This window comes from Curtobacterium sp. VKM Ac-2887 (assembly GCF_015350935.1).
Taxonomy (GTDB): Bacteria; Actinomycetota; Actinomycetes; order Actinomycetales; family Microbacteriaceae; genus Curtobacterium.
On record NZ_JADKSB010000006.1, the window covers coordinates 26,369 to 48,660 of the forward strand.

Here is a 22,292-nt window from a genome sequence, read left to right on the forward strand (position 1 = left end):
CCCGGAACGGACAGGTCAGCGCCGGGTGGCGCGCGCCTGACGCTGGGCGCGGGACGCGAGCGACGGCCGGCCGGTGAGCGGCACGCTCAGCGGAGTCCACCGGAACGCCTCGGTGACCGCCACGGAGAGCACCACCACGAGCAGGTACGTGACGAGCGTCAGCCACGGCCGCGGCACCACGGCCTCGAGCCAGCTGTCGCCGTACAGCAGGATCCAGATGAGGAACGGGTGGCTCAGGAAGATCCCGAACGACCGGTCCGAGGCGTAGTCGACGAAGCGCGCGACCGGGCTGCCGGGGCGCCGACGATCCGCCCAGCGCGCACCGATCGCCAGGAAGCCGACGAAGACCGCGGTGCTCCACACGGCCTGGATCGGTTGCAGTGGCGTTCCGGCGGCGTAGAGCGACTGGCCGAGGGCGACCTGGAGCGCCCAGACGCCGAGCGTCAGCGCGCCGACGCCGGCGAACGCCCAGAGCACGGCCCGGCGGTGCACCCGGATGAACCGGAGGAACGCGTCGGCGTGGTCGGCGGCGATCGCCCCGGAGACGATGAAGAACACGTACGAGAAGAAGAACTGCTTCTGGTACCCGTGCAGCCAGGCGTCGCTCGCCGGGAAGTACTTGTACCCGGCGAACACGACGAGCTGCACCACCAGCGCCACGACGAGCGTCGTGACGTGGTGCCCGCGGGTCTTCCGGACCAGCCACACGATGACCGGCAGCAGCAGGTACACCTGCATGGTCACGAGCAGGAAGTACAGGTGGTACCAGGACGAGCCGGTGACGATGCCCTCGGCGAGCGTGCGCACCAGGTCGGGCACGTCGCCCCGACGGGTGCTGCTGAGGAGCCAGCTCGAACCGACGTACACGAACGACCACGCCAGGTACGGCACCCCGACGAGCAGGAACCGCTTCGGCCAGAACTGCGCCATCGGCCGCGGTCGCAACGTGTAGCTGTAGACGAGCACGAACGCCGTCAGCGAGAAGAAGACGAGCCGGGTGAAGTGCAGCAGGGCGAGCAGCGCGTTCAGGCCGACGTCGTCGGACGCGGCGGTGTGGCTCGTGGTGTGCACGCCGATGACGCAGGCGAAGGTGAGGATCCGGAGGACGTCGACCTCGTACAGGTGGCGAGGCTTGCCCGCCGCGGTGCGGGTCGGGGTCTGGACCTGTGGCTGTGGCTGCGGCTGGGCCTGCGGCTGCGGCTGCGACTGCGACTGCGGCTGGGCGCCGGTCACGACGGCTGCGCCATCGTCCGCACCTTCGCCCGCTGCACCTTGCCGGTGGGCGCGCGCGGCAGGTCGGGGACCACGATGATCTCGACGGGGCGGCGGAAGCGGGTCAGGTGGGCCTCGGCGCGCGCGGTCAGGTCGGCGACGAGCACGGCGGCGTCGGCTTCGTCGGCTTCGTCGGCTTCGCCCTGCTGCAGGATCACGTACGCCACCGGGACGGCCCCGAGCACGTCGTCCGGCCGCCCGACCACGACGGCCTCGAGCACCCGGGGGTCGCCGAGCAGGACGTCCTCGACCTCGGAGGGGTAGACCTTCTCGCCGCCACGGTTGATGACGTCGTCGGAGCGTCCGGCGAGCGAGACCCAGCCGTCCGCAGCGACGGACCCCACATCTCCCGTGCTCAGCCAGCCGTCGGCGTCGAAGCGGTCGGATGCGCGCCCGAACAGGTAGCGCCCGACGATCCCCGGGCCGCGCACCCACAGTGCACCGACCTCGTCGGCGGGCAGGGCGGCGCCGTCCTCGTCGCGTGCCTGCACCTCGGACCCGACGGGCACGCCGACGGTCCCGGGGCGAGCAGGCGCGTCCAGCGGTGTCGCGGTGATCTGCGACGCACCTTCGGTCATCCCCCAGCTCACGACGAGCGGGACGTCCCCGAGTGCCGTGCGCACCGGGTCCGGCAGCGGTGCCGAAGCACTCCGGACGAACCGGAGGCCCTCCGGGAAGTCCAGCGGCCCGGTCTTCGCGAGCACGGCGAGGATCGCCGGCACCGCGTTCAGCCAGGTGATGCGCCGCTCGGCGAGCAGTTCCCAGAACCCGGTCCGCCGGAAGCGCACGTCGAGCACGAGCGTCGCCCCGGCGACGAGCGTCGCCAACAGGCCGACGACCTCGGCGTTGACGTGGAACAGCGGCAGCGAGTTGAACCCGCGGTCGCGGCCGGTCAACCCGTTGTGCCGCGCGACCGCCCGCGCGACGAACAGCAGTTGCGACTCCGGCAGCTCGACGCCCTTCGGAGCGCCGGTCGACCCGGAGGTGAAGAGCACCACGGACCCCTCGCCCGGTGCGTCCGGGCTCTGCGTGGGCACGTCACCGTCACGGACGGCGGCCGGGAGGAACGTGGCCGCGTCGATCCCGCTGGCGGGCACCCCGGGGACGGTCCCGTCCACGGCGCGGTCCGACACCACGATCGAGGCCCCGCCGATCAGGTCGGCGAGACGGGCCGGCTCGGTCGCCGGCTGTCCGGTGTCCACCGGGACGGCACGGCGCCCGGTCGCCACGGCGGTCAGGTGCACCACGGCGAACGCGAGGGGGTCGCCGACGTCGACGAGGACGGCTCCGGACGCGGGGACGCCGATCGCGTCGAACGTCGCGGACCAGGCGGTCACGGCGTCCTCGAGCGCTCGGTAGGTCAGGACGCGCGCGGAACGGGCGTCCTCCAGGTAGGGGCGCTCGGGGCTCTCCGCCGCGCGGTCGCGGATGAGCGAGCGCAGGTCGGGTTCTCCGTCGACGGGCTGCACCAGCAGAGGCTATTGCGCGAGCCTATGAGCCGTCAGAGGGGAACCGGTGCAGCATCCACTGCCAGAGCGCGGTCATCCGGGGTTCCCCATCCGGTCCGAGCGGCGTGGAGTCCTTGATGATGAACGAGTGCGCCTTCCCCCGGCCCCGGACGTCGGTCAGGATCGCGTGCGGGTCCGCGCCGGCGAGCGGTGGATCGGTGTCCGTCCGGAACGGGCCGTCGACGCCGTCGAGCCCGAGGACCCGCCACGACCCGGTGATCCGCGGGCCGAAGGTGTCGCGGACGTCGTCGACGGCGTACATCCGGGCCACGGGGGTCTTGCCGGGACGGTTCATCCACGCCGCGTGCGACGGCCCCCGTGACTCGACGGGCGACGAGAACATCAGCGCGCCGCGCACCGACCGGATGTGCGCGATGTACGCCGCCTCGCCGCCGCCCTGGGAGTGCCCGGCCACGACGATGTCCTGCCAGGCGATGTCGTCGTCGCCCTGCACGAAGCGGCCCCACCCGCCGTCGGGGTCGTGGTCGTCGAGGTAGGCCACCGCGTCACGGAAGCGCGACACGATCGACCCGGCGGGCGTCACCGAACTGAACTCGGACTGACGGGTGCCGTCGAACCGGTTGCGCTGCACCATGCCGTAGCAGCGGGCGTCGGCCTCGCACGTGCCGGACAGGGTGCGACCGAGGTTCCAGTAGTCCAGCCCGAGCACGTGGTACCCGTCCGCCAGGGCCTGCCCGAGGAACCGCTGGTACTCCGCCGGGCGGGACCTCGTCGCGGGCAGGAACAGCAGCAGGGGGCCGTCGGCCGAGGTGCGGGCGGCGAAGTCGTCGCGGTTCGGGGTGAGCCGCTCGCCGCCCACGGTACCGAGCCGGAATCGGTGGAACTCCCCCTCGGGTCCGCGCTCGTCGCCCGACGGTGGCTCGTCGGCGTGCGAGCGGTCGATCGTGGGGACGCGGCCCTCGTCCTCGATGCGCTGCGCACCGAGCAGGTTCGCTGCCACCAGCGCACCGCCGCCGATCGCGACGAGCACGATCGCGGCGAGGACGAGCAGCAGACGGTGCTTCACGAGGTGATCCGCGACCACACCTCGTCGGCCGATCGGATCGTCTGGTCGAGGGTGCCCGTCGCGTCGACGACGTGGTCGGCGAGTGCGAGTCGGTCGGCGTCGCTCGCCTGTGCGGCCACCCGGCGCTCGGCCTCGTCGCGTTCCATGGCACGGTGCTCCACCAGCCGCTCGATGCGCTGCGCAGCGAGAGCGTCGACGACCACGACCGCATCGAACCGGAGCGGGCGGGATCCGCGGGCCTCGGCAAGCAGGGGCACGTCGTACACGACGACCGCGTCCGGGTCGGCGGCCTCGGCCGCGTCGAAGGCACGCTGGGCGAGCCGCCAGACCTCGGGGTGGGTGATCGCCTCGAGGTCCTTGCGTGCCGCCGGGTCGGAGAACACGATCGCTCCGAGCGCGGGACGGTCGAGCGAGCCGTCGGCCGCGATCACCGAATGACCGAAGCGCTCGGCGACCTGCGCGAGCCCGGGGCTGCCGGGTGCGACGGCGTCCCGTGCCAGCCGGTCGGCATCGACGACGATGCCGCCGTGCTCCGCCCACCGCTTGGAGACCGTCGACTTGCCCGCGGCGATGCCGCCCGTGAGACCGATGATGCGCACTGCGACAGGCTAACGACCCGCAGCGTGGAAACGCCGGAAGCCCGGCACCCCCTGGGGGATGCCGGGCTTCCGGTCAGTGCGACTCGCTCGATCAGTTGGTCGAGCTGAGCTTCTCGCGGAGCGCCGCCAGCGAAGCGTCGTCGGCGAGGGGGCTTGCACCACCGGTCTCGCTCGAGAACGACGACGAAGAGGAAGCGGACGACGTCGATGCGCCGGCCGGGAGGTCGAAGCCACCCTTTTCCTCGTCGGCGATGGTCTTCGCGACCTGCGCCTTGTGGGCTTCCCAACGACCCTGGGCGGCCGCGTACTGGCCCTCCCACTCGGTGCGCTGGGTGTCGTAGCCCTCGAGCCACTCGTTCGTCTCCGGGTCGAAGCCGTCCGGGTACTTGTAGTCACCCTTGTCGTCGTACTCGGTCGGCATGCCGTAGAGCGCCGGGTCGAACTCGGTGCCCTCGGGGTCCACGCCCTCGTTCGCCTGCTTGAGGCTGAGCGAGATGCGGCGACGGTCGAGGTCGATGTCGATGATCTTGACGAAGACCTCGTCGTTGACCGAGACGACCTGCTCGGCGAGCTCGACGTGCTTGTTCGAGAGCTCGGAGATGTGCACCAGGCCCTCGATGCCGTCGGCAACGCGGACGAAGGCACCGAACGGGACGAGCTTCGTGACCTTGCCCGGTGCGATCTGACCGATCGCGTGGGTGCGGGCGAAGACCTGCCACGGGTCCTCCTGCGTCGCCTTGAGCGAGAGCGACACGCGCTCACGGTCCAGGTCGACCTCGAGGATCTCGACGGTGACTTCCTGACCGACCTCGACGACCTCGCTGGCGTGCTCGATGTGCTTCCAGCTGAGCTCGGAGACGTGGACGAGACCGTCGACGCCACCGAGGTCCACGAACGCACCGAAGTTGACGATCGAGGACACGATGCCCTTGCGGACCTGGCCCTTGTGCAGGTTGTTGAGGAACGTGGTCCGGGACTCGGACTGCGTCTGCTCGAGGAGCGCACGGCGCGACAGGACCACGTTGTTGCGGTTCTTGTCGAGCTCGAGGATCTTCGCCTCGATCTCCTGGCCGAGGTACGGCGTGAGGTCGCGGACGCGACGGAGCTCGATGAGCGAGGCGGGGAGGAAGCCGCGGAGACCGATGTCGACGATCAGGCCACCCTTGACGACCTCGATGACCGTGCCGGTCACGACGCCGTCGGACTCCTTGATCTTCTCGACGTCGCCCCATGCGCGCTCGTACTGCGCACGCTTCTTGGACAGGATGAGGCGGCCTTCCTTGTCCTCCTTCTGGAGGACCAGGGCCTCGACCTCGTCGCCGACCTTGACGACCTCGTTGGGGTCGACGTCGTGTTTGATCGAGAGCTCGCGCGAGGGGATGACGCCCTCGGTCTTGTAACCGACGTCGAGGAGGACCTCGTCGCGGTCGATCTTCACGACGGTGCCGGAGATGAGATCACCGTCGTTGAAGAACTTCAGGGTCTTCTCGACCTCGGCCAGGAAGTCATCAGCCGAACCGATGTCGTTGATGGCGACCTGCTTAGGAGCCTTGGTCGTAGTGGTTGTCATGTAGAGATTGCTCCGAACGGACATGAGTCGGGCCGTGGCGTGCGGGGAGTCGAGACCCCCGGGGTGCTCCGCCGTGGCGATTGATTGAGTGGCGCGGATTGCGCCGCACAAGTCTAACCGCACCGGCGGAGCCCCCACAACCGGGCGTGTCACCCGCGCGTCAGCCGAGCAGCGCGCTCCGCAGCGTGTCGAGACCGATGCTGCCGAGGGCGAGCGCACGACGGTGGAACGACTTCAGGTCGAAGTCGGCGCCTTCGCGGGCGGCGACCTCGTCGCGGATCGACTCCCACACGCGCTGGCCCACCTTGTACGACGGCGCTTGTCCGGGCCACCCGAAGTACCGCGCGACCTCGAACTGCACGAACGCGTCGTCCATGTTCACGTTCTCGCGCATGAAGTCGAGGGCGTACTCCCACGTCCAGCCGCCGCCGTCCGGGTTGGTCTTCTGCAGGTGCACGCCGATGTCGAGCACCACGCGCGCGGCACGCATGCGCTGGCCGTCGAGCATGCCCAGCCGGTCGCCGTCGTCGTCGAGGAACCCGAGCTGCTCCATCAGGCGCTCGGCGTAGAGCGCCCAGCCCTCGACGTGCCCGGACGAGCCGGACAGCTGGCGGCGCCACGTGTTCAGCTCGCCGCGGTTGTAGACGCCCTGGCTGATCTGCAGGTGGTGCCCGGGGACGCCCTCGTGGTAGACCGTCGTCTTCTCGCGCCAGGTGCCGAACTCGGTGACGCCCTCGGGCACCGACCACCACATCCGGCCCGCGCGCGAGAAGTCGTCGGACGGCCCGCTGTAGTAGATCCCGCCCTCTTGCGTCGGGGCGATGCGGCACTCCAGCCGGCGGATCGGGTCCGGGATGTCGAAGTACGTGCCGGCCATCGCCGCGACGGAGGCGTCGCTCGTCTCCTGCATCCAGCGCTGCAGGGCGTCCGTGCCGTGCAGGATCCGCGACGGGTCGGTGTCGAGCACCTCGATCGCCCGGGCCACGCTCGCACCCGGCTCGATCCGGTCCGCGATCCGCTCCTGCTCGTCGCGCATGCGGGCGAGTTCCTCGAGGCCCCACTCGTACGTCTCGTCGAGGTCGACGACGGCACCGAGGAACCGGCGGGAGTGCAGCTCGTAGGCCTCGCGCCCGACGGCGTCGACCGGGGTGGCGAGCGGCAGCAGCTCGTGCTCGAGGAACTGCCCGAGGCTCCGGTACGCGGCCGACGCGACCTCGGCCCCGCGGGTCAGCTCGGCACGGAGCGAGTCCGGCACGGGAGAGCCGTCGTCGAACGCCGCACCCTCGGCGAGCCGACGGAAGAAGCCGTCCTCGGCACCGTTGCGGGCGGCCTGCTCCGCGACCAGGGCGACCTGCCGCTTCGCCGGGGTGACGTCCTCGCGCGTGCCCTCGAGCAGGGTCTCGCGGATGCCCTCGAGCGCGTCCGGCAACGCGTGCAGTCGGCTGGCGACGTCGTGCCAGTCCGACTCGGTCGCCGTCGGCATCAGGTCGATGATCTCGCGGACCGACTGGGCCGGGCTCGCGATCACGTTGAGGTCGCGGAGGTGCAGCTTCCGCGCGTACGACTCCTGCACCAGGTCGAGTTCGGCGCCGAGGTCCGCCTTCGTGACCTCGTCGACGGGGTCCACCGCGGCCGCGGCGTCGAGCGTGCGCTTCGCGGCCCGTGCCGCGTCGGCCAGGGCGGCCGCGCCGGCGGGCGAGGTGTCGCCGTACTCCCCCGTGCTACCCGGCACACCGATGTACGTGGCCGTCGTCGGGTCGAGGTCGACGAGGGTGGCGACCCATCCCTCTGCCACGTGGTCGACGGCGGTCTGCTGGCGGACGGGACGCTCTTCGCTCATGCTCCGACCCTATCGACCGGCTCGGACGACGGACAGCGGTCCTAGGATCGTGGCCACCGGGACCGTCCGGTCAGAGGAAAGGATGTTGCATGTCCGAACACGATGGTCGCTGGACCGAGGGCACGCCCTGCTGGTCCGACCTGGGTGTGCCCGACGTGGACGCGGCCCGCACCTTCTACACGGACGTGTTCGGGTGGCACGTCGAGGACGGCCCCGCCGAGGCCGGTGGGTACGTCACGGCGCTCCTCGGTGGCCGCCCGGTCGCCGGGATCGGTCCGCTCACGGGCGAGGGACAGCCACCGAGCTGGACGGCGCACCTCGCCACCGACGACGTCGATGCCATCACCGCTCGCGTCATCACCGCAGGCGGCAGCGTCCTGACACCCGCGTTCGACGTGCTCGATACCGGTCGGATGGCGATCGCCGCCGACCCGACGGGTGCGGTCGTGGGACTCTGGCAGGCAGGGGCGCACGACGGCTCCGGTCGGGTCAACGAGCCCGGTGCTCCGTGCTGGGCCGAGGTGCACACGCGCGACGCCGAGGCGGCGAAGGCCTTCTACACGGCCCTGTTCGGCTGGTCGTACGACGTGTTCGGCGATCCGTCGGAGCCCTACGCCTCGGCGAAGCTGCCCGGAGCGCCCGCCGAGGCCGACCCGGTCGCCGGCGTCTTCGCGCCACCAGGCGGCCTGCCGGAGGGCGTCCCGGCGTACTGGTTGACGTGGTTCGGCTCGGACGACACCGACGGGACCGTCGACTTGGCCGTCCAGCGGGGCGGGACCGCCCTGATGGAACCGTTCGACAGCCCGTTCGGGCGCTCGGCGATCGTGCTCGGCCCCCAGGGCGAGGTGTTCGGCGTCGTCGCGATGCCGGCCTGAGGTCCCGTCCGTTCTGTGGTCGCGTCGCGACCCGCGGTCAGTGCGCCGCGCTCTCCCAGTTCGCGCCGAGACCGACCGAGACGTCGAGCGGCACGGTGAGTTCGGCGGCGTTGCCCATCCGGGTTCGCAGGATCTCCTCGACGCGGTCCTGCTCGCCGGGCGCGACCTCGAGGATGAGCTCGTCGTGCACCTGGAGCAGCAGGTGCGACTCGAGTCCGCCGTCGCGCAGGTCCTGGTCGACGCCGAGCATCGCGATCTTCATGATGTCCGCCGCCGAGCCCTGGATCGGCGCGTTCAGCGCAGCACGCTCAGCGTTCTCGCGCAGGACGCGGTTCGGGCTCTTCAGGTCCGGGAACGGCCGGCGACGACCGAAGATCGTCTCGGTGTAGCCGTCCTCGCGCGCCTGCTCGACGACGTTGCGCAGGTAGTCGCGCACGGCGCCGAAGCGGGCGAAGTACTCGGTCATGAGCGTCCGGGCCTCGGACTGCTCGATGCGGAGCTGCTTCGACAGCCCGAACGCGCTCAGCCCGTAGGCCAGGCCGTACGACATCGCCTTGACCTTGGTGCGCATCTCGGCGGAGACCTCGGCCGGCTCGACGCCGAACACCCGGGCGCCGACGAAGCGGTGCAGGTCCTCGCCCTCGTTGAAGGCCTGGATGAGACCGGGGTCGCCGGACAGGTGCGCCATGATGCGCATCTCGATCTGCGAGTAGTCGGCCGTGATGAGCGTCGTGTAGGGCTCCGCCACGGCGAACGCCGACCGGACCCGGCGTCCGACCGCGGTCTTCACCGGGATGTTCTGCAGGTTCGGGTCGGTCGACGAGATGCGGCCGGTGCTGCTGCCGGTCTGCTCGTACCGGGTGTGGATGCGCCCGTCGACGATCGCCGCGTCGAGCGTGTCGACGATCTGGCGGAGCTTCGTGGCGTCGCGGTGCTGCAGGAGCAAGCCGAGGAACGGGTGCGGGTGCTGCTCCTGCAGGTCGGCCAGGCTCGCGGCGTCGGTCGAGAACCCGGTCTTCGTCTTGCGGGTCTTCGGCATCGCGAGCTCGGTGAACAGCACTTCCTGCAGCTGCTTCGGCGACCCGAGGTTCACCTCGTGCCCGATCTCGGCGAACGCCTGCTGCGCCAGGTCGGCGGCACGCTCCCCCAGTTCCTTCGACAGCCCCGTGAGCACCGGGCGATCGATGCCGACACCGATCGTCTCCATGCTCGCGAGCACCGACACCAGCGGGAGCTCGATGTCGTCGAGGACCTTGAGCGACGACTCATCGATCCGGGCACGGAGCGCCGTGGTGACCCGGAGGACGAACCAGGCGTGCACGCCGACGTTCACCGGGTCGGTCTCCGGCACGAGCTGGTTCGGGTCGGCGGTGGGGAGCTCTTCGCCGAGCTCCTGGTAGACGAGGTCGGCCAGCGGCTGCCCCTGCTTGCCGGGCTGGGCGAGCCACCCCGTGATGCGGGCGTCGCCGGCGATGCCGTTCACGACGAAGCCCGCGGTCGCGAGCACCTTGATCGCGGTCTTGGCGTCGTGGAAGTGCTTCGGGGCGTCGGAGGCGAACCACGCCGACAGCTGCTCGTAGTCCTTCGCGCCGCTGCCACCGGGCACCTGGACGGCGTCGTCGTGCGTGGCGATGCCGATGGTGCTGAGTCGGCCGTCGATGACCTCGACCGCGACGCCGTAGCCGTTCGCCGCCTCGGACGCGTTGCGGCGCTCGAGCCAGTACCCGAGTTCTTCGTCGATCAGGGTCTTCACCGACGGCGGGGTCGCGGCACCGTCCGTCACCCCGCCCTCGGCCGGCTGCTCGGACGGCTCACCGGAGCCGGCGACCTTGAAGACGCGGTCGAGCAGCGTCCGGAACTGCAGCTTGGCGAACAGCTCGCGCACGGCGGTCTCGTCGAGGGGCCGGAGCGCGACGTCGGCCGGACCGACGGGCAGTTCGACGTCGGTGACCAGGCGGTTCAGCCGGCGGTTGCGGACGGCACGGTCCTGCTGCTCGCGCAGGTTGTTGCCGACGACGCCCTTGATCTCGTCCGCGTGTTCGAGGACCCCCTCGAGCGAGCCGTACTGCGTGACCCACTTCACCGCGGTCTTCTCGCCGACCTTGTCGATGCCGATCAGGTTGTCGCTGGTCTCGCCGACGAGCGCGGCGATGTCCGGGTACTGGTGCGGCTCGATGCCGTAGCGCTCGTACACCTTGTCGCGGTCGTACCGGGTGAGCTCGGAGACGCCACGGACCGACGGGTACAGCAGCGTCACGTCGTCGTTGACGAGCTGGATGGCGTCGCGGTCGCCGGAGACGACGTACACCTGGTACCCCTGCGCAGCACCCTGGGACGACAGGGTCGCGAGGATGTCGTCGGCCTCGTAGTCCTCCTTCGTCACCGTCGTGATGCCCATCGCCTCGAGCGCCTGCTGCAGCAGCGGGATCTGCCCCTTGAACTCGGCCGGGGTCTCGGAGCGGGTGCCCTTGTACGCCTCGTACTCACGGGTGCGGAACGAGAACCGGGAGATGTCGAACGCCACCGCCAGGTGCGTCGGCTTCTCGCGCTGCAGGAGCATGAGCAGCATCGAGATGAAGCCGTGGATGGCGTTCGTGTGCTGCCCGTCGCGGTTCACGAAACTGTCGACCGGCAGGGCGTAGAAGGCCCGGAAGGCGAGCGAGTGGCCGTCGATGACCATGAGGGTAGGCTTTGCGGAGTCCGACACCCGGACAGCCTACCGACGCCATCCGACACGGGAGTTTCGAGCGCGTGACCGACGAAGCCACCATCACCGGGAACGTCGACGAGCGGCTCGCTGCCCGCGGGATGGGCGAGCTCGCCGACAAGATGGGCATGGTCATCACCGAGATGTCGGCCGACCGCGCCGTCGGCAGCATCCCGGTCGAGGGCAACCGTCAACCGGTCGGCCTGCTGCACGGGGGCGCCTACGTCGTCCTCGCCGAGAGCCTCGGTTCGATGGCCGCCAACGTGCACGCCGGCGAGGGCCGCTACGCCGTCGGCATCGAGCTGAACGCCTCGCACACCCGGAGCGCCACGTCCGGCACCGTCACCGGTGTCTGCACCGCGATCCACCTCGGCAACACGCTCACCACGCACGAGATCGTGCTCACCGACGACCAGGGGCGCCGCTGCTCCACCGTCCGCATCACCAACCTCATCCGCGAGGCACGCTGAACTGCGAACAGCACTGAACCCCTCGCACGCACGCAGGGAGTCCGTCATGGACTGGAAGATCGAACTCGTCATGGTCCCCGTCAGCGACGTCGACCGGGCCCGCGATTTCTACGAACGCATCGGATTCACGATCGACCACGACCAGCGCGTGTCCGACGACGTGCGGTTCGTGCAGGCCACCCCACCCGGGTCGGCGTGCTCGATCGCGTTCGGCGAGGGCATCATGTCCCCGGACGTCCAGCCCGGGTCGCTGAAGTCCGTCCAGGTGGTGGTCCCCGACGCCGACGAGGCCCTCGCCCACCTGCAGGGGCTCGGCGTGAACGCGATCGGTGTCGACGAACTGGCCTGGGGTCGCTTCGTCTTCTTCACCGACCCGGACGGCAACGCTTGGACACTCCAGCAGCTCCCCGCGCGCGGCTGAGGCACCGAGCGTTCAGTCCTCGGGCGGACGCTGCAGTAGCAACCGTGCGTCGCCGAAGCCGAGCCGCCGGTAGAGCCGCTCCCCGTCGACGCTCGAGTGCACCGAGGTCCGCTCGACGCCGAGGTCGTCCGCGATGTCGAGCAGCGCGGTGACGAGTCGTCCGGCGACGCCGAGCCCGCGCAGGTCGGGGTGCACGTAGACGGTCTGCACGTCGGCGGTCAGGCGTCGCCCCGGCCGGTCCGGGGTCGGCGGCCGGGCGACGAGTCCGAGCCACGCCATGCCGAGCACCGCACCGTCACGCTCTGCGACGACACACCGGTGCGTGTCCGGGTGTTCGCGGGCGAAGGCCGTCATGGCCGCGCGGTAGTCGTCCGGCGTCGCGGCCGGCTCGGCGCCGCCCTCGCCGATACTCCACCGCCACCGCAGGTCGGCCACCGCCGGCATGTCGTCAGGCCGGGAGGCCCGGATCACCACGTCGTCCACGGCTCCAGCCTGCCAGGTGGTCGCCTCCACTGCCCCGCGCGCCCGTGGCCGCGAGTGCATGCGTCCGCACACTCCGACAGAACACGCGTCGATCGACCGGTGTCGTGTCGGAACATGCACACGCACCGAGCGCCCCACGCGCCCGGGAACGCAGCAGCGCCGCCGGACCGGGGTCCGACGGCGCTGGTGTGAGCGACGGGTGGTGCTACTTCTTGGCGCTGAGCTGCTCGATGATCGCCTTGGCGACGTCGTGCATCGTCAGGCGGCGGTCCATCGAGGCCTTCTGGATCCAGCGGAACGCCTCGGGCTCGGTGAGGCCCATCTTCTCGTTGAGCAGGCCCTTGGCGCGGTCGACGAGCTTGCGGGTCTCGAAGCGCTCGACCAGGTCGGCGACCTCGGCCTCGAGCGTGATGATCTGCTGGTACCGAGAGAGGGCGATCTCGATCGCGGGGAGCAGGTCGTTCGGGGTGAACGGCTTGACCACGTAGGCCAGCGCGCCGGCTTCGGTCGCACGCTCGACGAGGTCCTTCTGGCTGAACGCCGTGAGGAGGACTACCGGAGCGATGTGGTTCTTGGACAGCTTCTCGGCTGCGGAGATGCCGTCGAGCTGGGGCATCTTGACGTCCATCACGACGAGGTCGGGACGAAGGTCGGTGGCGAGCTGCACGGCGGTCTCGCCGTCGCCGGCCTCGCCCACCACGTCGAACCCGTTGTCGCGGAGGATCTCGACGATGTCGAGGCGGATGAGCGACTCGTCCTCGGCGACGACGACGCGACGGGGTGCTGTTGCAGTTGCTTCTGTGTCACTCACAGCCGCAAGCCTACTAGACGCCGGATGTTGCGTTGTACGAGTGGCGGGACTTGAACCCGCACGCCGTGAGGCAGAGCATTTTGAGTGCCCCGTGTCTGCCGATTCCACCACACTCGCGAGGAGGCCAACACTACCAGCCCGCCCCGCGCCTCCCGGCCCCGCCGACCGACTCAGGGACCCTCGAGCGCCTCGATCGCCGCCACGAGACCGGCTCGTCGCGGCGACCGCCGCGGCAGGACCGCGAGCAGCGCGCGGAGCACGCGCGCGTCCGCCGCCCCGTCCGGCGTCCGCGCCCACGCGAGCAGCGCCTCGACGCTGCCGTCCGCGACGACCGACTCGCGGAACCGACCGCGCACCAGGTCGCGCACGGCGTCCACGCCCGGCGCGGCCGACCCCGGCAGGACCGGTCCGGTGTACCGGTCGACGGCCTGGAGGCGCGCCCCGCGGTCGAGCGCGGACAGCACGGTGTCGACGTCGGTCGCCACCCCGGTCACCCGGTACGGTCGCGACGTCACGGTCACGCCCGACGCGTGCTCCGCGAGGACCCGTCGGAGCCGCACCACCTCGGCGCGCAGCGTCACGACGGCGCCGGCGTCGCCGTACACGGCGTGCGCGAGGTCGGCGGCCGCCAACCCGTCGGGGTGGGCGGCGAGGACGACCAGGAGCTCGGAGTGCCGCGCGGACAGGTGGACCCGGCGGTCGTGGACGCGCAGGACGGCGGTGTCGGTGCCGAGGACCGTCAGCTCTGCGCCGGGCGCGCGCGGCGTCGACGCGTCGGGCCCCGGGAACCGGCTCGCGGCCAGGGCGAGCTGCGCCTCGGCGGCGGCGACCGTGGCCGCGAGGAGCGAGAGGGTGTGCCGTTCGACGGCCCGGTCGTCGCCCGTCAGGTCGAGCACGCCGACGGTGGCACCGTGAGCGTCGTGCACGGGCACGGCGCTGCAGGACCACCGCTTGACGGCGTTGGCGTAGTGCTCGTCGGAGCGGATCTGCACCGGCCGGTCGAGCCGCAGGGCGGTACCGGGCGCGCTCGTGCCGACGCGGTCCTCGGCCCAGTCGGCCCCGGGCACGAAGCCCATGTCCTCGGCCGCACGTCGGGCCGTCCGCGCTCCGTCGACCCACACCAACCGGCCGGAGGCGTCGCCGACGGCGAGGACGCAGACGGCGGACCGGGTGTCGTCGAGCAGCAGGTGCCGGACCACGGGCAGCAGGGTGGCGAGCGGGCCGTCCCGGCGGGCGGCGTCGAGCTCGTCGTCACCGAGTGCGAGCGATGGCACGCCGTCCGGGTCGACCGCCGCGGACCGCCGCCAGGACGCGGCAACGAGCGGGCGGAGCCGGTCGGGTGCGCGCATGCGTCCTCCGATCGACCCCACCCGCCGCACCGTCGCGACGAGTACGGCCAGCCTACGTCCGGTGCGTGACCGGGACCAGGCCGAGATCCGCCAGCTCGGCGTCGTCGAACATCCGCGACCGGGTCAGGAACCGCTTGCCCTCGGGGCTCTCGACCGAGAACCCGCCGCCGCGACCGTCGACGACGTCGATCGTCAGGTGCGTGTACTTCCAGTACGCGAACTGCGACACCGACATGTACACCTCGACGGGGTCGATGCCGTCGACCTCGAGCGCCCCGAGCAGCACGTCGCCGGAACCGGTCCGGAACATGCCGACGGGGTAGCACATCGGGCTCGATCCGTCGCAGCAGCCGCCCGACTGGTGGAACATCAGCGGGCCGTGCCGGGCGGCGAGGGTGCGCAGGAGCTCCCCCGCCGCCGGCGTGACCGCCACGCGTGCGGTGTCGGGCATCAGAAGAAGCCCATCGGACCATCGGCGTAGGACACGAGCAGGTTCTTCGTCTGCTGGTAGTGGTCGAGCATCATCTTGTGGTTCTCGCGCCCGATGCCGGACTGCTTGTACCCACCGAACGCCGCACCGGCCGGGTACTGGTGGTACGTGTTCGACCACACCCGTCCGGCCTGGATGTCACGGCCGGCGCGGTACAGCGTGGTGGCCTCGCGGCTCCACACCCCGGCACCGAGTCCGTAGAGGGTGTCGTTGGCCGTGGCGATCGCGTCGTCGTAGCCGCTGAAGGACGTCAGCGCGAGGACCGGACCGAAGATCTCCTCCTGGAAGATCCGCATCGAGTTGACGCCCTCGAACACCGTCGGCGTGACGTAGTACCCGCCGGACAGCTCCCCGCCGAGGTCCGCGCGCTCCCCGCCGGTGAGCAGCTTCGCGCCCTCCTGCTTGCCGATGTCGATGTAGCTCAGGATCTTCTCGAGCTGGTCGTTCGACGCCTGGGCGCCGATCATCGTGGACAGGTCGAGCGGGTGGCCCTGCTTGACGGCGCGCACCCGGTCGAGGCCGTCGGCGACGAACCCGTCGTAGATCTCCTTCGCCACGAGCGCCCGGGACGGACACGTGCAGACCTCGCCCTGGTTGAGGTTGAAGAAGGTGAAGCCCTCGAGTGCCTTGTCGTAGAACGAGTCCTTCTCTGCAGCGACGTCGGGGAAGAACACGTTCGGGCTCTTGCCGCCGAGCTCGAGCGTCACCGGGATGAGGCTCTGCGAGGCGTACTGCATGATCAGCCGACCGGTGGTGGTCTCGCCGGTGAACGCGATCTTCCGGATGTCCGGGTGCTGGGCGAGTGGTGCGCCGACCTCGATGCCGAAGCCGTTGACGACGTTGAGCACCCCGGCGGGCAAGAGGTCGCGGATGAGCTCGACGAGCACGTGGATCGACGCCGGGGTCTGCTCGGCGGGCTTCAGCACGACGCAGTTGCCCGCAGCCAGGGCCGGTGCGAGCTTCCACACCGCCATCAGGATCGGGAAGTTCCACGGGATGATCTGTCCGACGACGCCGAGCGGTTCGTGGAAGTGGTACGCCACGGTGTCGTGGTCGATCTCGCCGGCCGAGCCCTCCTGCGCGCGGATCGCTCCGGCGAAGTAGCGGAAGTGGTCGATCGCGAGCGGGATGTCGGCGCCGAGGGTCTCGCGGATCGGCTTGCCGTTCTCCCACGTCTCGGCGACGGCGAGCATCTCGAGGTGCTCCTCCATCCGGTCGGCGATCTTGTTGAGGATGACCGCGCGCTCGGCGGCGCTCGTCCGCCCCCAGGTCGGGAACGCCTTCCAGCCCGCCGCCACCGCACGGTCGACGTCGGTGGAGTCACCGCGCGCGACCTCGGTGAAGACCTTGCCGGTGACGGGGGTGGGGTTCTCGAAGTACTGCCCGCTCGCTGACGGGACGTACTCGCCGCCGATGAAGTGGTCGTACCGCGATCGGTACTGCACGAGGGAGCCCGGTTCGCCGGGTGCGGCGTAGCTGGTGGGCGATGGTGCGATGGTCATGGTGGTGGCCTTTCGACGACGCTGTCGGGGCACGCACGGTTCGCGTGCTGCTCGCACCGTACGACCGCGGGGGTTGCATCCGGTTGCACGGGCTCACGCCCGCTCGGGTCCGAGGACTGCACGGGCTCGCCGTCGGCCGGGTAGCGTTCGGGACTCCAGCGGTCCGATCAGGAGGAGTGTCCGTGGATTCTCGTGCCGTCCGCACGTTCCGGGTGTTCGTCGTCGTCACGGCGGTCGTCGCGATCACCCTGGGGATCGTCGCCATCGTGTGGCCCCGGCCGTCGCTCGTCCTCGTGGCGCTGCTGTTCGGCGTGTACCTCGTCGTCGCTGGCGCCCTGCGGGTCGTGGCTGCGGCGCGCGGGCACGGGACGCCGACGGTGTGGCGGTGGACCTCCGGGATCGTCGGTGCGCTCGTCGCGGTCGCCGGACTCGTCGCGCTGCTCGACCCCGCGATCCCCCTGGTCGTCTACGCCGTGCTCGCCGGGGTCGGCTTCGTGATCGAGGGCATCGTGTCGATCGTGGGCGGCTTCGTCGGCCACCCCGGGTCGTCCCGGGTGCCGACGCTGGTGAGCGGCGTGCTGTCGATCCTCGGCGGCGTCGTCGTGCTCGTCGCGCCCGGCCTCGCGCTCACCGTGTTCATGGTCTTCGCCGGCATCGCCCTCATCGTCGTCGGTGCCGCGGCCCTGCTGCTGCTCCCGCCGCGAGCCGCCGTCCGCCGGTAGGCGTCAGGCGGAACCGGTGCCGAACAGCAGCCCGAGCGCGTAGGTCACGACGGCGGCGCCGACCCCGATCGCCAGCTGCCGGAACGCCCGCTTTCCCGGCGACGCACCGCTCAGCACGCCGACGACCGCACCGGTGCCGAGCAGGGCGAGTCCGACGAGCGTGCCGGCGACCGCGATGGCCGCCCACCCCTGCATGCCGAACAGGAACGGCAGCACCGGGATGATCGCGCCCGACGCGAAGAACAGGAAGCTCGACACCGCAGCACTCAGGCCGTTGCCCACCGCCTCGTGGTCGTCGGTGACGGCGATCGGACCGGTCGACGGGTGTCGCTCACCGATGCCGGACAGCACCTGCGCCGCGTGCTCGGTCGCCTCGGCCTCGGACATCCCGCGGGCGCGGTACACCAGAGCGAGCTCGTTCGCGTCGACGTCGAGGTCCGCCACGGCGCGCCCGGCCTCGGGGTGCGGTGCGGACGCCTCGAGCAGTTCGCGCTGCGACCGGACCGACACGTACTCCCCCGCACCCATCGACAGGGCTCCGGCGAGCAGGCCCGCGATGCCGCTCAGCAGCACGAAGTGCCGGTCGGCGCCCGACGCGCTGATGCCGATGATGAGGGCCAGGTTCGACACGAGTCCGTCGTTGGCGCCGAAGACCGCCGCACGGAAGGTGCCCGACAACCGCATCCGACCGCGGTTCGCGAGCCCGCGCACCACTTCGCCGTGGATGCGCTCGTCGGCGGCCATGCTCGCGGTCGCGTCGTCGTCGTCGGCGTACGGCGAGCGGTCCTCGGCGCGCTGCATCAACGCGAGGACGAACACCGACCCGAAGCGCTTCGCCAGCGTCGCGAGGACCCGGGTGCGCAGACTGCCCCGCTGCGGACGTCCGACGTCGTCACCGAGCAGGTCGAGCCAGTGCTGCTCGTGCCGTCCCTCGGCCTCGGCCAGCGCGGCCAGGATCTCGCGTTCCTCGCCGGACCGCCGCGCGGCCAGGTTGCGGTAGACCGCGCCCTCGGCGCGTTCGTCGGCCAGGTAGCGGCGCCAACGGCGAACGTCGGCGCGCGGCGTCGGGTGTTCGGTCTGGAGGCTCACAGCAGCCATCCTGCCGCCTGCGGCCGATCGGTGGTCACCACCAGGGCCGTGGAGACGCGGCAGGGCGCGGACCGGAGGCGACGCGTGTTCGTGCGCCGTGCCTCCTGTCCGCGCCCCGCGGACGCCGTCGCGCCCCGGTGTGTGGGGGCGCGACGACCACGGCGGGGCGCACCACGGGTACGTTGGCGGCGGGACGCGACAGGGCGCGGACCGGAGGCTGCGCGCACCACGTGCCCCGTGCCTTCCGTCCACGCCCGGATGGGACGCGACGGGCGTCGGTGTCGGGCCGGGCTGTCGCGCCCCGCAGACGCCGTCGCGCCCCGGTGTGCGGGGGCGCGACGACCACGGCGGGGCGCAGCCGCGGCGCGTCCAGCGTCCGGCGTCCGGCGTCCGGCGTCCGGGCGGAACGCGGCAGGGCGCGGACCGGAGGCGACGCGTGTTCGTGCGCCGGGCCTCCTGTCCGCGCCCTGTCGGCGTCGGGATCCTGCGGATCAGTCCCGCACGTAGGCCGGAGCGGCCTCGGCGTGGGCGTCGCCCACCCGATGCACGCGCAGGTCGTTCGTCGAGCCCTCGATCCCGGGAGGCGAACCGGCCGTCACGATGACGCGGTCGCCGGGGGCGGCCAGGCCGTTCTCGAGCAGGACGTCGTCCACCTGCGAGAAGAGCTCGTCGGTGTGGGTCTTGCGCTCGACCAGGAAGGACCGGACGCCCCAGGTGAGCGCCATGCGGCGACGCGTGGCCTCGTTCGGGGTGAAGGCGATGATCGGCAGGCCGTGGCGCAGACGCGACATGCGGCGCGCCGAGTCGCCGGACTCGGTGAACACGCAGAGGTACGAGGCCTCGGTGAACTCCGCGATCTCGACCGCGGCGAGGGTGATCGCACCGCCGAGGGTGCGCGGCTTCGTGCCGAGCGGCGCGATGCGCTCGAGGCCGTGGTCCTCGGTCGACTCGACGATGCGGGCCATCGTGCGGACGGTCTGCACCGGGTACTCGCCGACGCTGGTCTCGCCCGAGAGCATGACCGCGTCCGCACCGTCGAGGACGGCGTTCGCGACGTCGGAGGTCTCGGCGCGGGTCGGGATCGGCGACGAGATCATCGACTCGAGCATCTGGGTCGCGACGATGACCGGCTTCGCCATGCGGCGCGCGAGCTCGACGGCGCGCTTCTGCACGATCGGGACGGCCTCGAGCGGCAGCTCGACGCCGAGGTCACCGCGGGCGACCATGATGCTGTCGAAGGCGTCGATGATCTCCTCGAGCGCGTCGACGGCCTGCGGCTTCTCGATCTTCGCGATGACGGGGAGGCGCTTGCCCTCTTCGTCCATGATCTCGTGCGCGCGGACGACGTCCGAGGCGTTGCGGACGAACGAGAGCGCGATGAGGTCGGCGCCCTGGCGGATGCCCCAGCGGAGGTCGGCCTCGTCCTTCTCGCTCAGCGCGGGGACGTTCACGGCGACGCCGGGCAGGTTGATGCCCTTGTTGTTCGACACGGTGCCGCCGACGACGACCTCGGTGCGGACACGGACGCCGTCGGTGTCGAGCACGCGCAGGCGGACCCGACCGTCGTCGATGAGCAGCGGGTCGCCGGGCTTGACGTCCTGGGGCAGGCCCTTGAACGTCGTGCCGCAGATCTCCTTGGAGCCGGGGACGTCCTCGGTCGTGATCGTGAACACGTCGCCGACCGCCAGGTCGTGCGGGCCGTCGGCGAACTTGGCCAGACGGATCTTCGGACCCTGCAGGTCGACGAGGATCGCGACCGGCTTGCCGAGCTCCTCGGCAGCGCGACGGACGTTCACGTAGTTGGCCTCGTGGACGCTGTAGTCACCGTGGCTGAGGTTGAGTCGGGCGACGTCGACGCCCGCTTCGATGATCTCCTTGACGGTCTCGTAGTCCGACGTTGCCGGTCCGAGCGTCGAAACGATCTTTGCGCGTCTCAATGGATTCCTTCGTGGTGGTGGGTGATGCTCTGGTTTCCGCGCTGTGGGGCCGCGCGGAACGAAGCGAGGCCACCAGCACCTTATCGAGTGCTGGTGGCCCCTCGCTCACCGGGGGGTGAGCATCTGGTGGTGGTTGGTCATGCGGCGATCCGTCATCTCAGACCGACATCGCGCGGTCGGTCGCCTTCACCGGCGCCGGCAGGATCGTCGAGCCCTCGAGGTACTCGTCGACCTTCGCCGCCGCGGCACGGCCCTCGGCGATCGCCCAGACGATCAGGGACTGCCCGCGGCCGGCGTCACCGGCGACGAACACGCCCGCCTCGTTCGTCGTGTAGTCGGCGCGGCGGTCGAGCGCACCGGACACCGTCGTCGGCAGACCGAGCTGCGGCTCGATCGTGTCGGATTCCGGACCCGTGAAGCCCATCGCGACGAGCACGAGGTCTGCGGGGATCTCACGCTCGGAGCCGGCCTTCGGCACGCGACGACCGTCGAGGTACTCGGTCTCGGCGACCCGGAGCGCCCGGACCTCGCCGGCCTCGTTCGCCAGGAACTCGACGGTCGAGGCGAGGAAGTGCCGCTCGCCGCCCTCTTCGTGGGCGCTCGTCACCTCGAAGACGGTCGGGAACATCGGCCACGGCTGCTCGGACGGACGCTCCAGCGGCGGCTGCTTGCCGATCGCCAGGTTCGTCACGCTCAGGGCGCCCTGCCGGTGCGCGGTGCCGATGCAGTCCGCACCGGTGTCACCGCCGCCGATCACGACGACGTGCTTGCCCTCGGCGGTCAGCTGGTTGTCGACCCGGGTGCCGGCGTTCGCCTTGTTCTGCTGGACCAGGTAGTCCATCGCGAAGTGCACGCCCTCGAGGTCGCGCCCCGGGATCGGCAGGTCGCGCGGCACCGTGGCGCCGGTGGCGACGACGACCGCGTCGTAGCGCGACTTCAGGTCGTCCCAGGTGATGTCGCGGCCGATCTCGACGCCCGCGCGGAAGCGGGTGCCCTCGGCCTGCATCTGGGACAGGCGCGCGTCGATCTGGCGCTTCTCCATCTTGAAGTCCGGGATCCCGTAGCGGAGCAGCCCGCCGATGCGGTCGTCGCGCTCGTAGACGGCGACGGTGTGCCCGGCGCGCGTGAGCTGCTGCGCGGCGGCCAGCCCGGCGGGGCCGGAACCCACGACGGCGACGGTCTTGCCCGTCAGGCGCTCCGGCGGGTGCGGGGTGACCCAGCCGTTCTGGAACGCCTCGTCGATGATCGAGACCTCGACCTGCTTGATCGTCACGGGCGGCTGGTTGATGCCGAGCACGCACGACGACTCGCACGGAGCGGGGCACAGCCGGCCCGTGAACTCCGGGAAGTTGTTCGTCGCGTGCAGTCGCTCGATCGCCTGACGGCCCTCACCGCGCCACGTCAGGTCGTTCCACTCCGGGATCAGGTTGCCGAGGGGGCAGCCCTGGTGGCAGAACGGCACGCCGCAGTCCATGCAGCGGCCGGCCTGGCGCTTGAGGGCACCGGACTCCTGCTGCTCGTAGACCTCTTTCCAGTCCATGAGCCGGACGGGCACGGGGCGCCGTGCGGGCAGTTCGCGTTCCTGGACCTTGAGGAATCCCTTGGGGTCAGCCACCGGTC

19 protein-coding genes and 1 tRNA gene are annotated in these 22,292 nt (G+C 71.1%); 4 read left to right on the forward strand and 16 right to left on the reverse strand.

The features are described 5' to 3' along the window. Window positions 1-15 precede the first annotated feature (15 nt). The 6 genes from ITJ69_RS08450 to ITJ69_RS08475 form a co-directional block, all read right to left on the reverse strand. Entirely contained in the window at window positions 16-1,233 is a 1,218-nt protein-coding gene (locus ITJ69_RS08450; RefSeq protein ID WP_194672543.1) for an acyltransferase, read from the reverse strand. After that, window positions 1,230-2,741, reverse strand: coding sequence for a class I adenylate-forming enzyme family protein (locus ITJ69_RS08455; protein WP_194672544.1), 1,512 nt, complete (start codon window positions 2,739-2,741; stop codon window positions 1,230-1,232). The genes ITJ69_RS08450 and ITJ69_RS08455 overlap by 4 nt, the downstream gene beginning before the upstream one ends. Before the next feature lie 22 nt (window positions 2,742-2,763). After that, complete coding sequence (locus ITJ69_RS08460) at window positions 2,764-3,807, reverse strand: BPSS1187 family protein (protein WP_194672545.1); 1,044 nt, start codon at window positions 3,805-3,807, stop codon at window positions 2,764-2,766. Next, window positions 3,804-4,406: a dephospho-CoA kinase gene (gene coaE / locus ITJ69_RS08465; protein ID WP_194672546.1), complete on the reverse strand. Its 603-nt coding sequence runs from the start codon at window positions 4,404-4,406 to the stop codon at window positions 3,804-3,806. The genes ITJ69_RS08460 and coaE overlap by 4 nt, the downstream gene beginning before the upstream one ends. A gap of 91 nt (window positions 4,407-4,497) precedes the next feature. Next, entirely contained in the window at window positions 4,498-5,976 is a 1,479-nt protein-coding gene (gene rpsA / locus ITJ69_RS08470) for a 30S ribosomal protein S1 (protein ID WP_111083948.1), read from the reverse strand. A 160-nt stretch (window positions 5,977-6,136) separates the two neighbouring features. Then, complete coding sequence (locus ITJ69_RS08475; RefSeq protein ID WP_194672547.1) at window positions 6,137-7,816, reverse strand: DUF885 domain-containing protein; 1,680 nt, start codon at window positions 7,814-7,816, stop codon at window positions 6,137-6,139. An 89-nt stretch (window positions 7,817-7,905) separates the two neighbouring features. Between ITJ69_RS08475 and ITJ69_RS08480 the strand changes: the two genes are divergently transcribed. Continuing rightward, a complete protein-coding gene (locus ITJ69_RS08480; protein WP_194672548.1) occupies window positions 7,906-8,691 on the forward strand; it encodes a VOC family protein in 786 nt (261 codons plus the stop codon). Window positions 8,692-8,728: 37 nt separating this feature from the next. On the opposite strand, the gene polA is transcribed toward ITJ69_RS08480, so the two are convergent. Continuing rightward, entirely contained in the window at window positions 8,729-11,371 is a 2,643-nt protein-coding gene (gene polA / locus ITJ69_RS08485; RefSeq protein WP_228505226.1) for a DNA polymerase I, read from the reverse strand. Window positions 11,372-11,499: 128 nt separating this feature from the next. Here polA and ITJ69_RS08490 point away from each other — a divergent pair, with 128 nt between their 5' ends. Together ITJ69_RS08490 and ITJ69_RS08495 are read left to right on the forward strand one after the other, a co-directional pair. Further along, entirely contained in the window at window positions 11,500-11,868 is a 369-nt protein-coding gene (locus ITJ69_RS08490; protein WP_111084165.1) for a PaaI family thioesterase, read from the forward strand. A 46-nt stretch (window positions 11,869-11,914) separates the two neighbouring features. Continuing rightward, the gene (locus tag ITJ69_RS08495) at window positions 11,915-12,289 is read left to right on the forward strand and encodes a VOC family protein (protein ID WP_194672549.1); all 375 of its coding nucleotides are present in this window, start codon (window positions 11,915-11,917) and stop codon (window positions 12,287-12,289) included. A 12-nt stretch (window positions 12,290-12,301) separates the two neighbouring features. Here the strand turns inward: ITJ69_RS08495 and ITJ69_RS08500 are convergent, their stop codons facing one another. From ITJ69_RS08500 to ITJ69_RS08525, 6 genes are all read right to left on the reverse strand, one after another. Further along, entirely contained in the window at window positions 12,302-12,772 is a 471-nt protein-coding gene (locus ITJ69_RS08500) for a GNAT family N-acetyltransferase (protein ID WP_185094185.1), read from the reverse strand. Window positions 12,773-12,977: 205 nt separating this feature from the next. Then, on the reverse strand, window positions 12,978-13,583 hold the full coding sequence (locus tag ITJ69_RS08505) for an ANTAR domain-containing response regulator (protein WP_071291723.1): 606 nt from the start codon (window positions 13,581-13,583) through the stop codon (window positions 12,978-12,980). 35 nt (window positions 13,584-13,618) lie between these two features. Continuing rightward, window positions 13,619-13,700: transfer RNA gene (locus ITJ69_RS08510), tRNA-Leu, on the reverse strand. Window positions 13,701-13,753: 53 nt separating this feature from the next. Continuing rightward, on the reverse strand, window positions 13,754-14,932 hold the full coding sequence (locus ITJ69_RS08515; RefSeq protein ID WP_194672550.1) for a GAF domain-containing protein: 1,179 nt from the start codon (window positions 14,930-14,932) through the stop codon (window positions 13,754-13,756). A gap of 52 nt (window positions 14,933-14,984) precedes the next feature. After that, a complete protein-coding gene (locus ITJ69_RS08520; protein ID WP_194672551.1) occupies window positions 14,985-15,383 on the reverse strand; it encodes a DUF779 domain-containing protein in 399 nt (132 codons plus the stop codon). Further along, on the reverse strand, window positions 15,383-16,924 hold the full coding sequence (locus ITJ69_RS08525) for an aldehyde dehydrogenase family protein (protein WP_123294335.1): 1,542 nt from the start codon (window positions 16,922-16,924) through the stop codon (window positions 15,383-15,385). The genes ITJ69_RS08520 and ITJ69_RS08525 overlap by 1 nt, the downstream gene beginning before the upstream one ends. 182 nt (window positions 16,925-17,106) lie before the next feature. On the opposite strand from ITJ69_RS08525, the gene ITJ69_RS08530 reads away from it, so the two are divergent. Next, a complete protein-coding gene (locus ITJ69_RS08530) occupies window positions 17,107-17,646 on the forward strand; it encodes an HdeD family acid-resistance protein (protein ID WP_194672552.1) in 540 nt (179 codons plus the stop codon). A 3-nt stretch (window positions 17,647-17,649) separates the two neighbouring features. On the opposite strand, the gene ITJ69_RS08535 is transcribed toward ITJ69_RS08530, so the two are convergent. The 3 genes from ITJ69_RS08535 to ITJ69_RS08545 form a co-directional block, all read right to left on the reverse strand. Beyond that, the gene (locus tag ITJ69_RS08535; protein ID WP_194672553.1) at window positions 17,650-18,744 is read right to left on the reverse strand and encodes a VIT1/CCC1 transporter family protein; all 1,095 of its coding nucleotides are present in this window, start codon (window positions 18,742-18,744) and stop codon (window positions 17,650-17,652) included. A gap of 482 nt (window positions 18,745-19,226) precedes the next feature. Further along, on the reverse strand, window positions 19,227-20,672 hold the full coding sequence (gene pyk, locus ITJ69_RS08540; protein WP_123294333.1) for a pyruvate kinase: 1,446 nt from the start codon (window positions 20,670-20,672) through the stop codon (window positions 19,227-19,229). 157 nt (window positions 20,673-20,829) lie between these two features. Beyond that, window positions 20,830-22,287 (reverse strand): glutamate synthase subunit beta, encoded by a 1,458-nt coding sequence (locus ITJ69_RS08545; RefSeq protein ID WP_131846522.1) that lies wholly within the window; start codon window positions 22,285-22,287, stop codon window positions 20,830-20,832. Between the last annotated feature and the right edge of the window lie 5 nt (window positions 22,288-22,292).

Bases quoted from the DNA above. Each gene is read 5' to 3' on its own strand.
- rpsA (WP_111083948.1), bottom strand. From the start codon at position 5,976: ATGACAACCACTACGACCAAGGCTCCTAAGCAGGTCGCCATCAACGAC.
- ITJ69_RS08475 (WP_194672547.1), bottom strand. From the start codon at position 7,816: ATGAGCGAAGAGCGTCCCGTCCGCCAGCAGACCGCCGTCGACCACGTG.
- ITJ69_RS08480 (WP_194672548.1), top strand. From the start codon at position 7,906: ATGTCCGAACACGATGGTCGCTGGACCGAGGGCACGCCCTGCTGGTCC.
- polA (WP_228505226.1), bottom strand. From the start codon at position 11,371: ATGGTCATCGACGGCCACTCGCTCGCCTTCCGGGCCTTCTACGCCCTG.
- ITJ69_RS08490 (WP_111084165.1), top strand. From the start codon at position 11,500: ATGGGCGAGCTCGCCGACAAGATGGGCATGGTCATCACCGAGATGTCG.
- ITJ69_RS08495 (WP_194672549.1), top strand. From the start codon at position 11,915: ATGGACTGGAAGATCGAACTCGTCATGGTCCCCGTCAGCGACGTCGAC.
- ITJ69_RS08515 (WP_194672550.1), bottom strand. From the start codon at position 14,932: ATGCGCGCACCCGACCGGCTCCGCCCGCTCGTTGCCGCGTCCTGGCGG.
- ITJ69_RS08520 (WP_194672551.1), bottom strand. From the start codon at position 15,383: ATGCCCGACACCGCACGCGTGGCGGTCACGCCGGCGGCGGGGGAGCTC.
- ITJ69_RS08525 (WP_123294335.1), bottom strand. From the start codon at position 16,924: ATGACCATCGCACCATCGCCCACCAGCTACGCCGCACCCGGCGAACCG.
- ITJ69_RS08535 (WP_194672553.1), bottom strand. From the start codon at position 18,744: ATGGCTGCTGTGAGCCTCCAGACCGAACACCCGACGCCGCGCGCCGAC.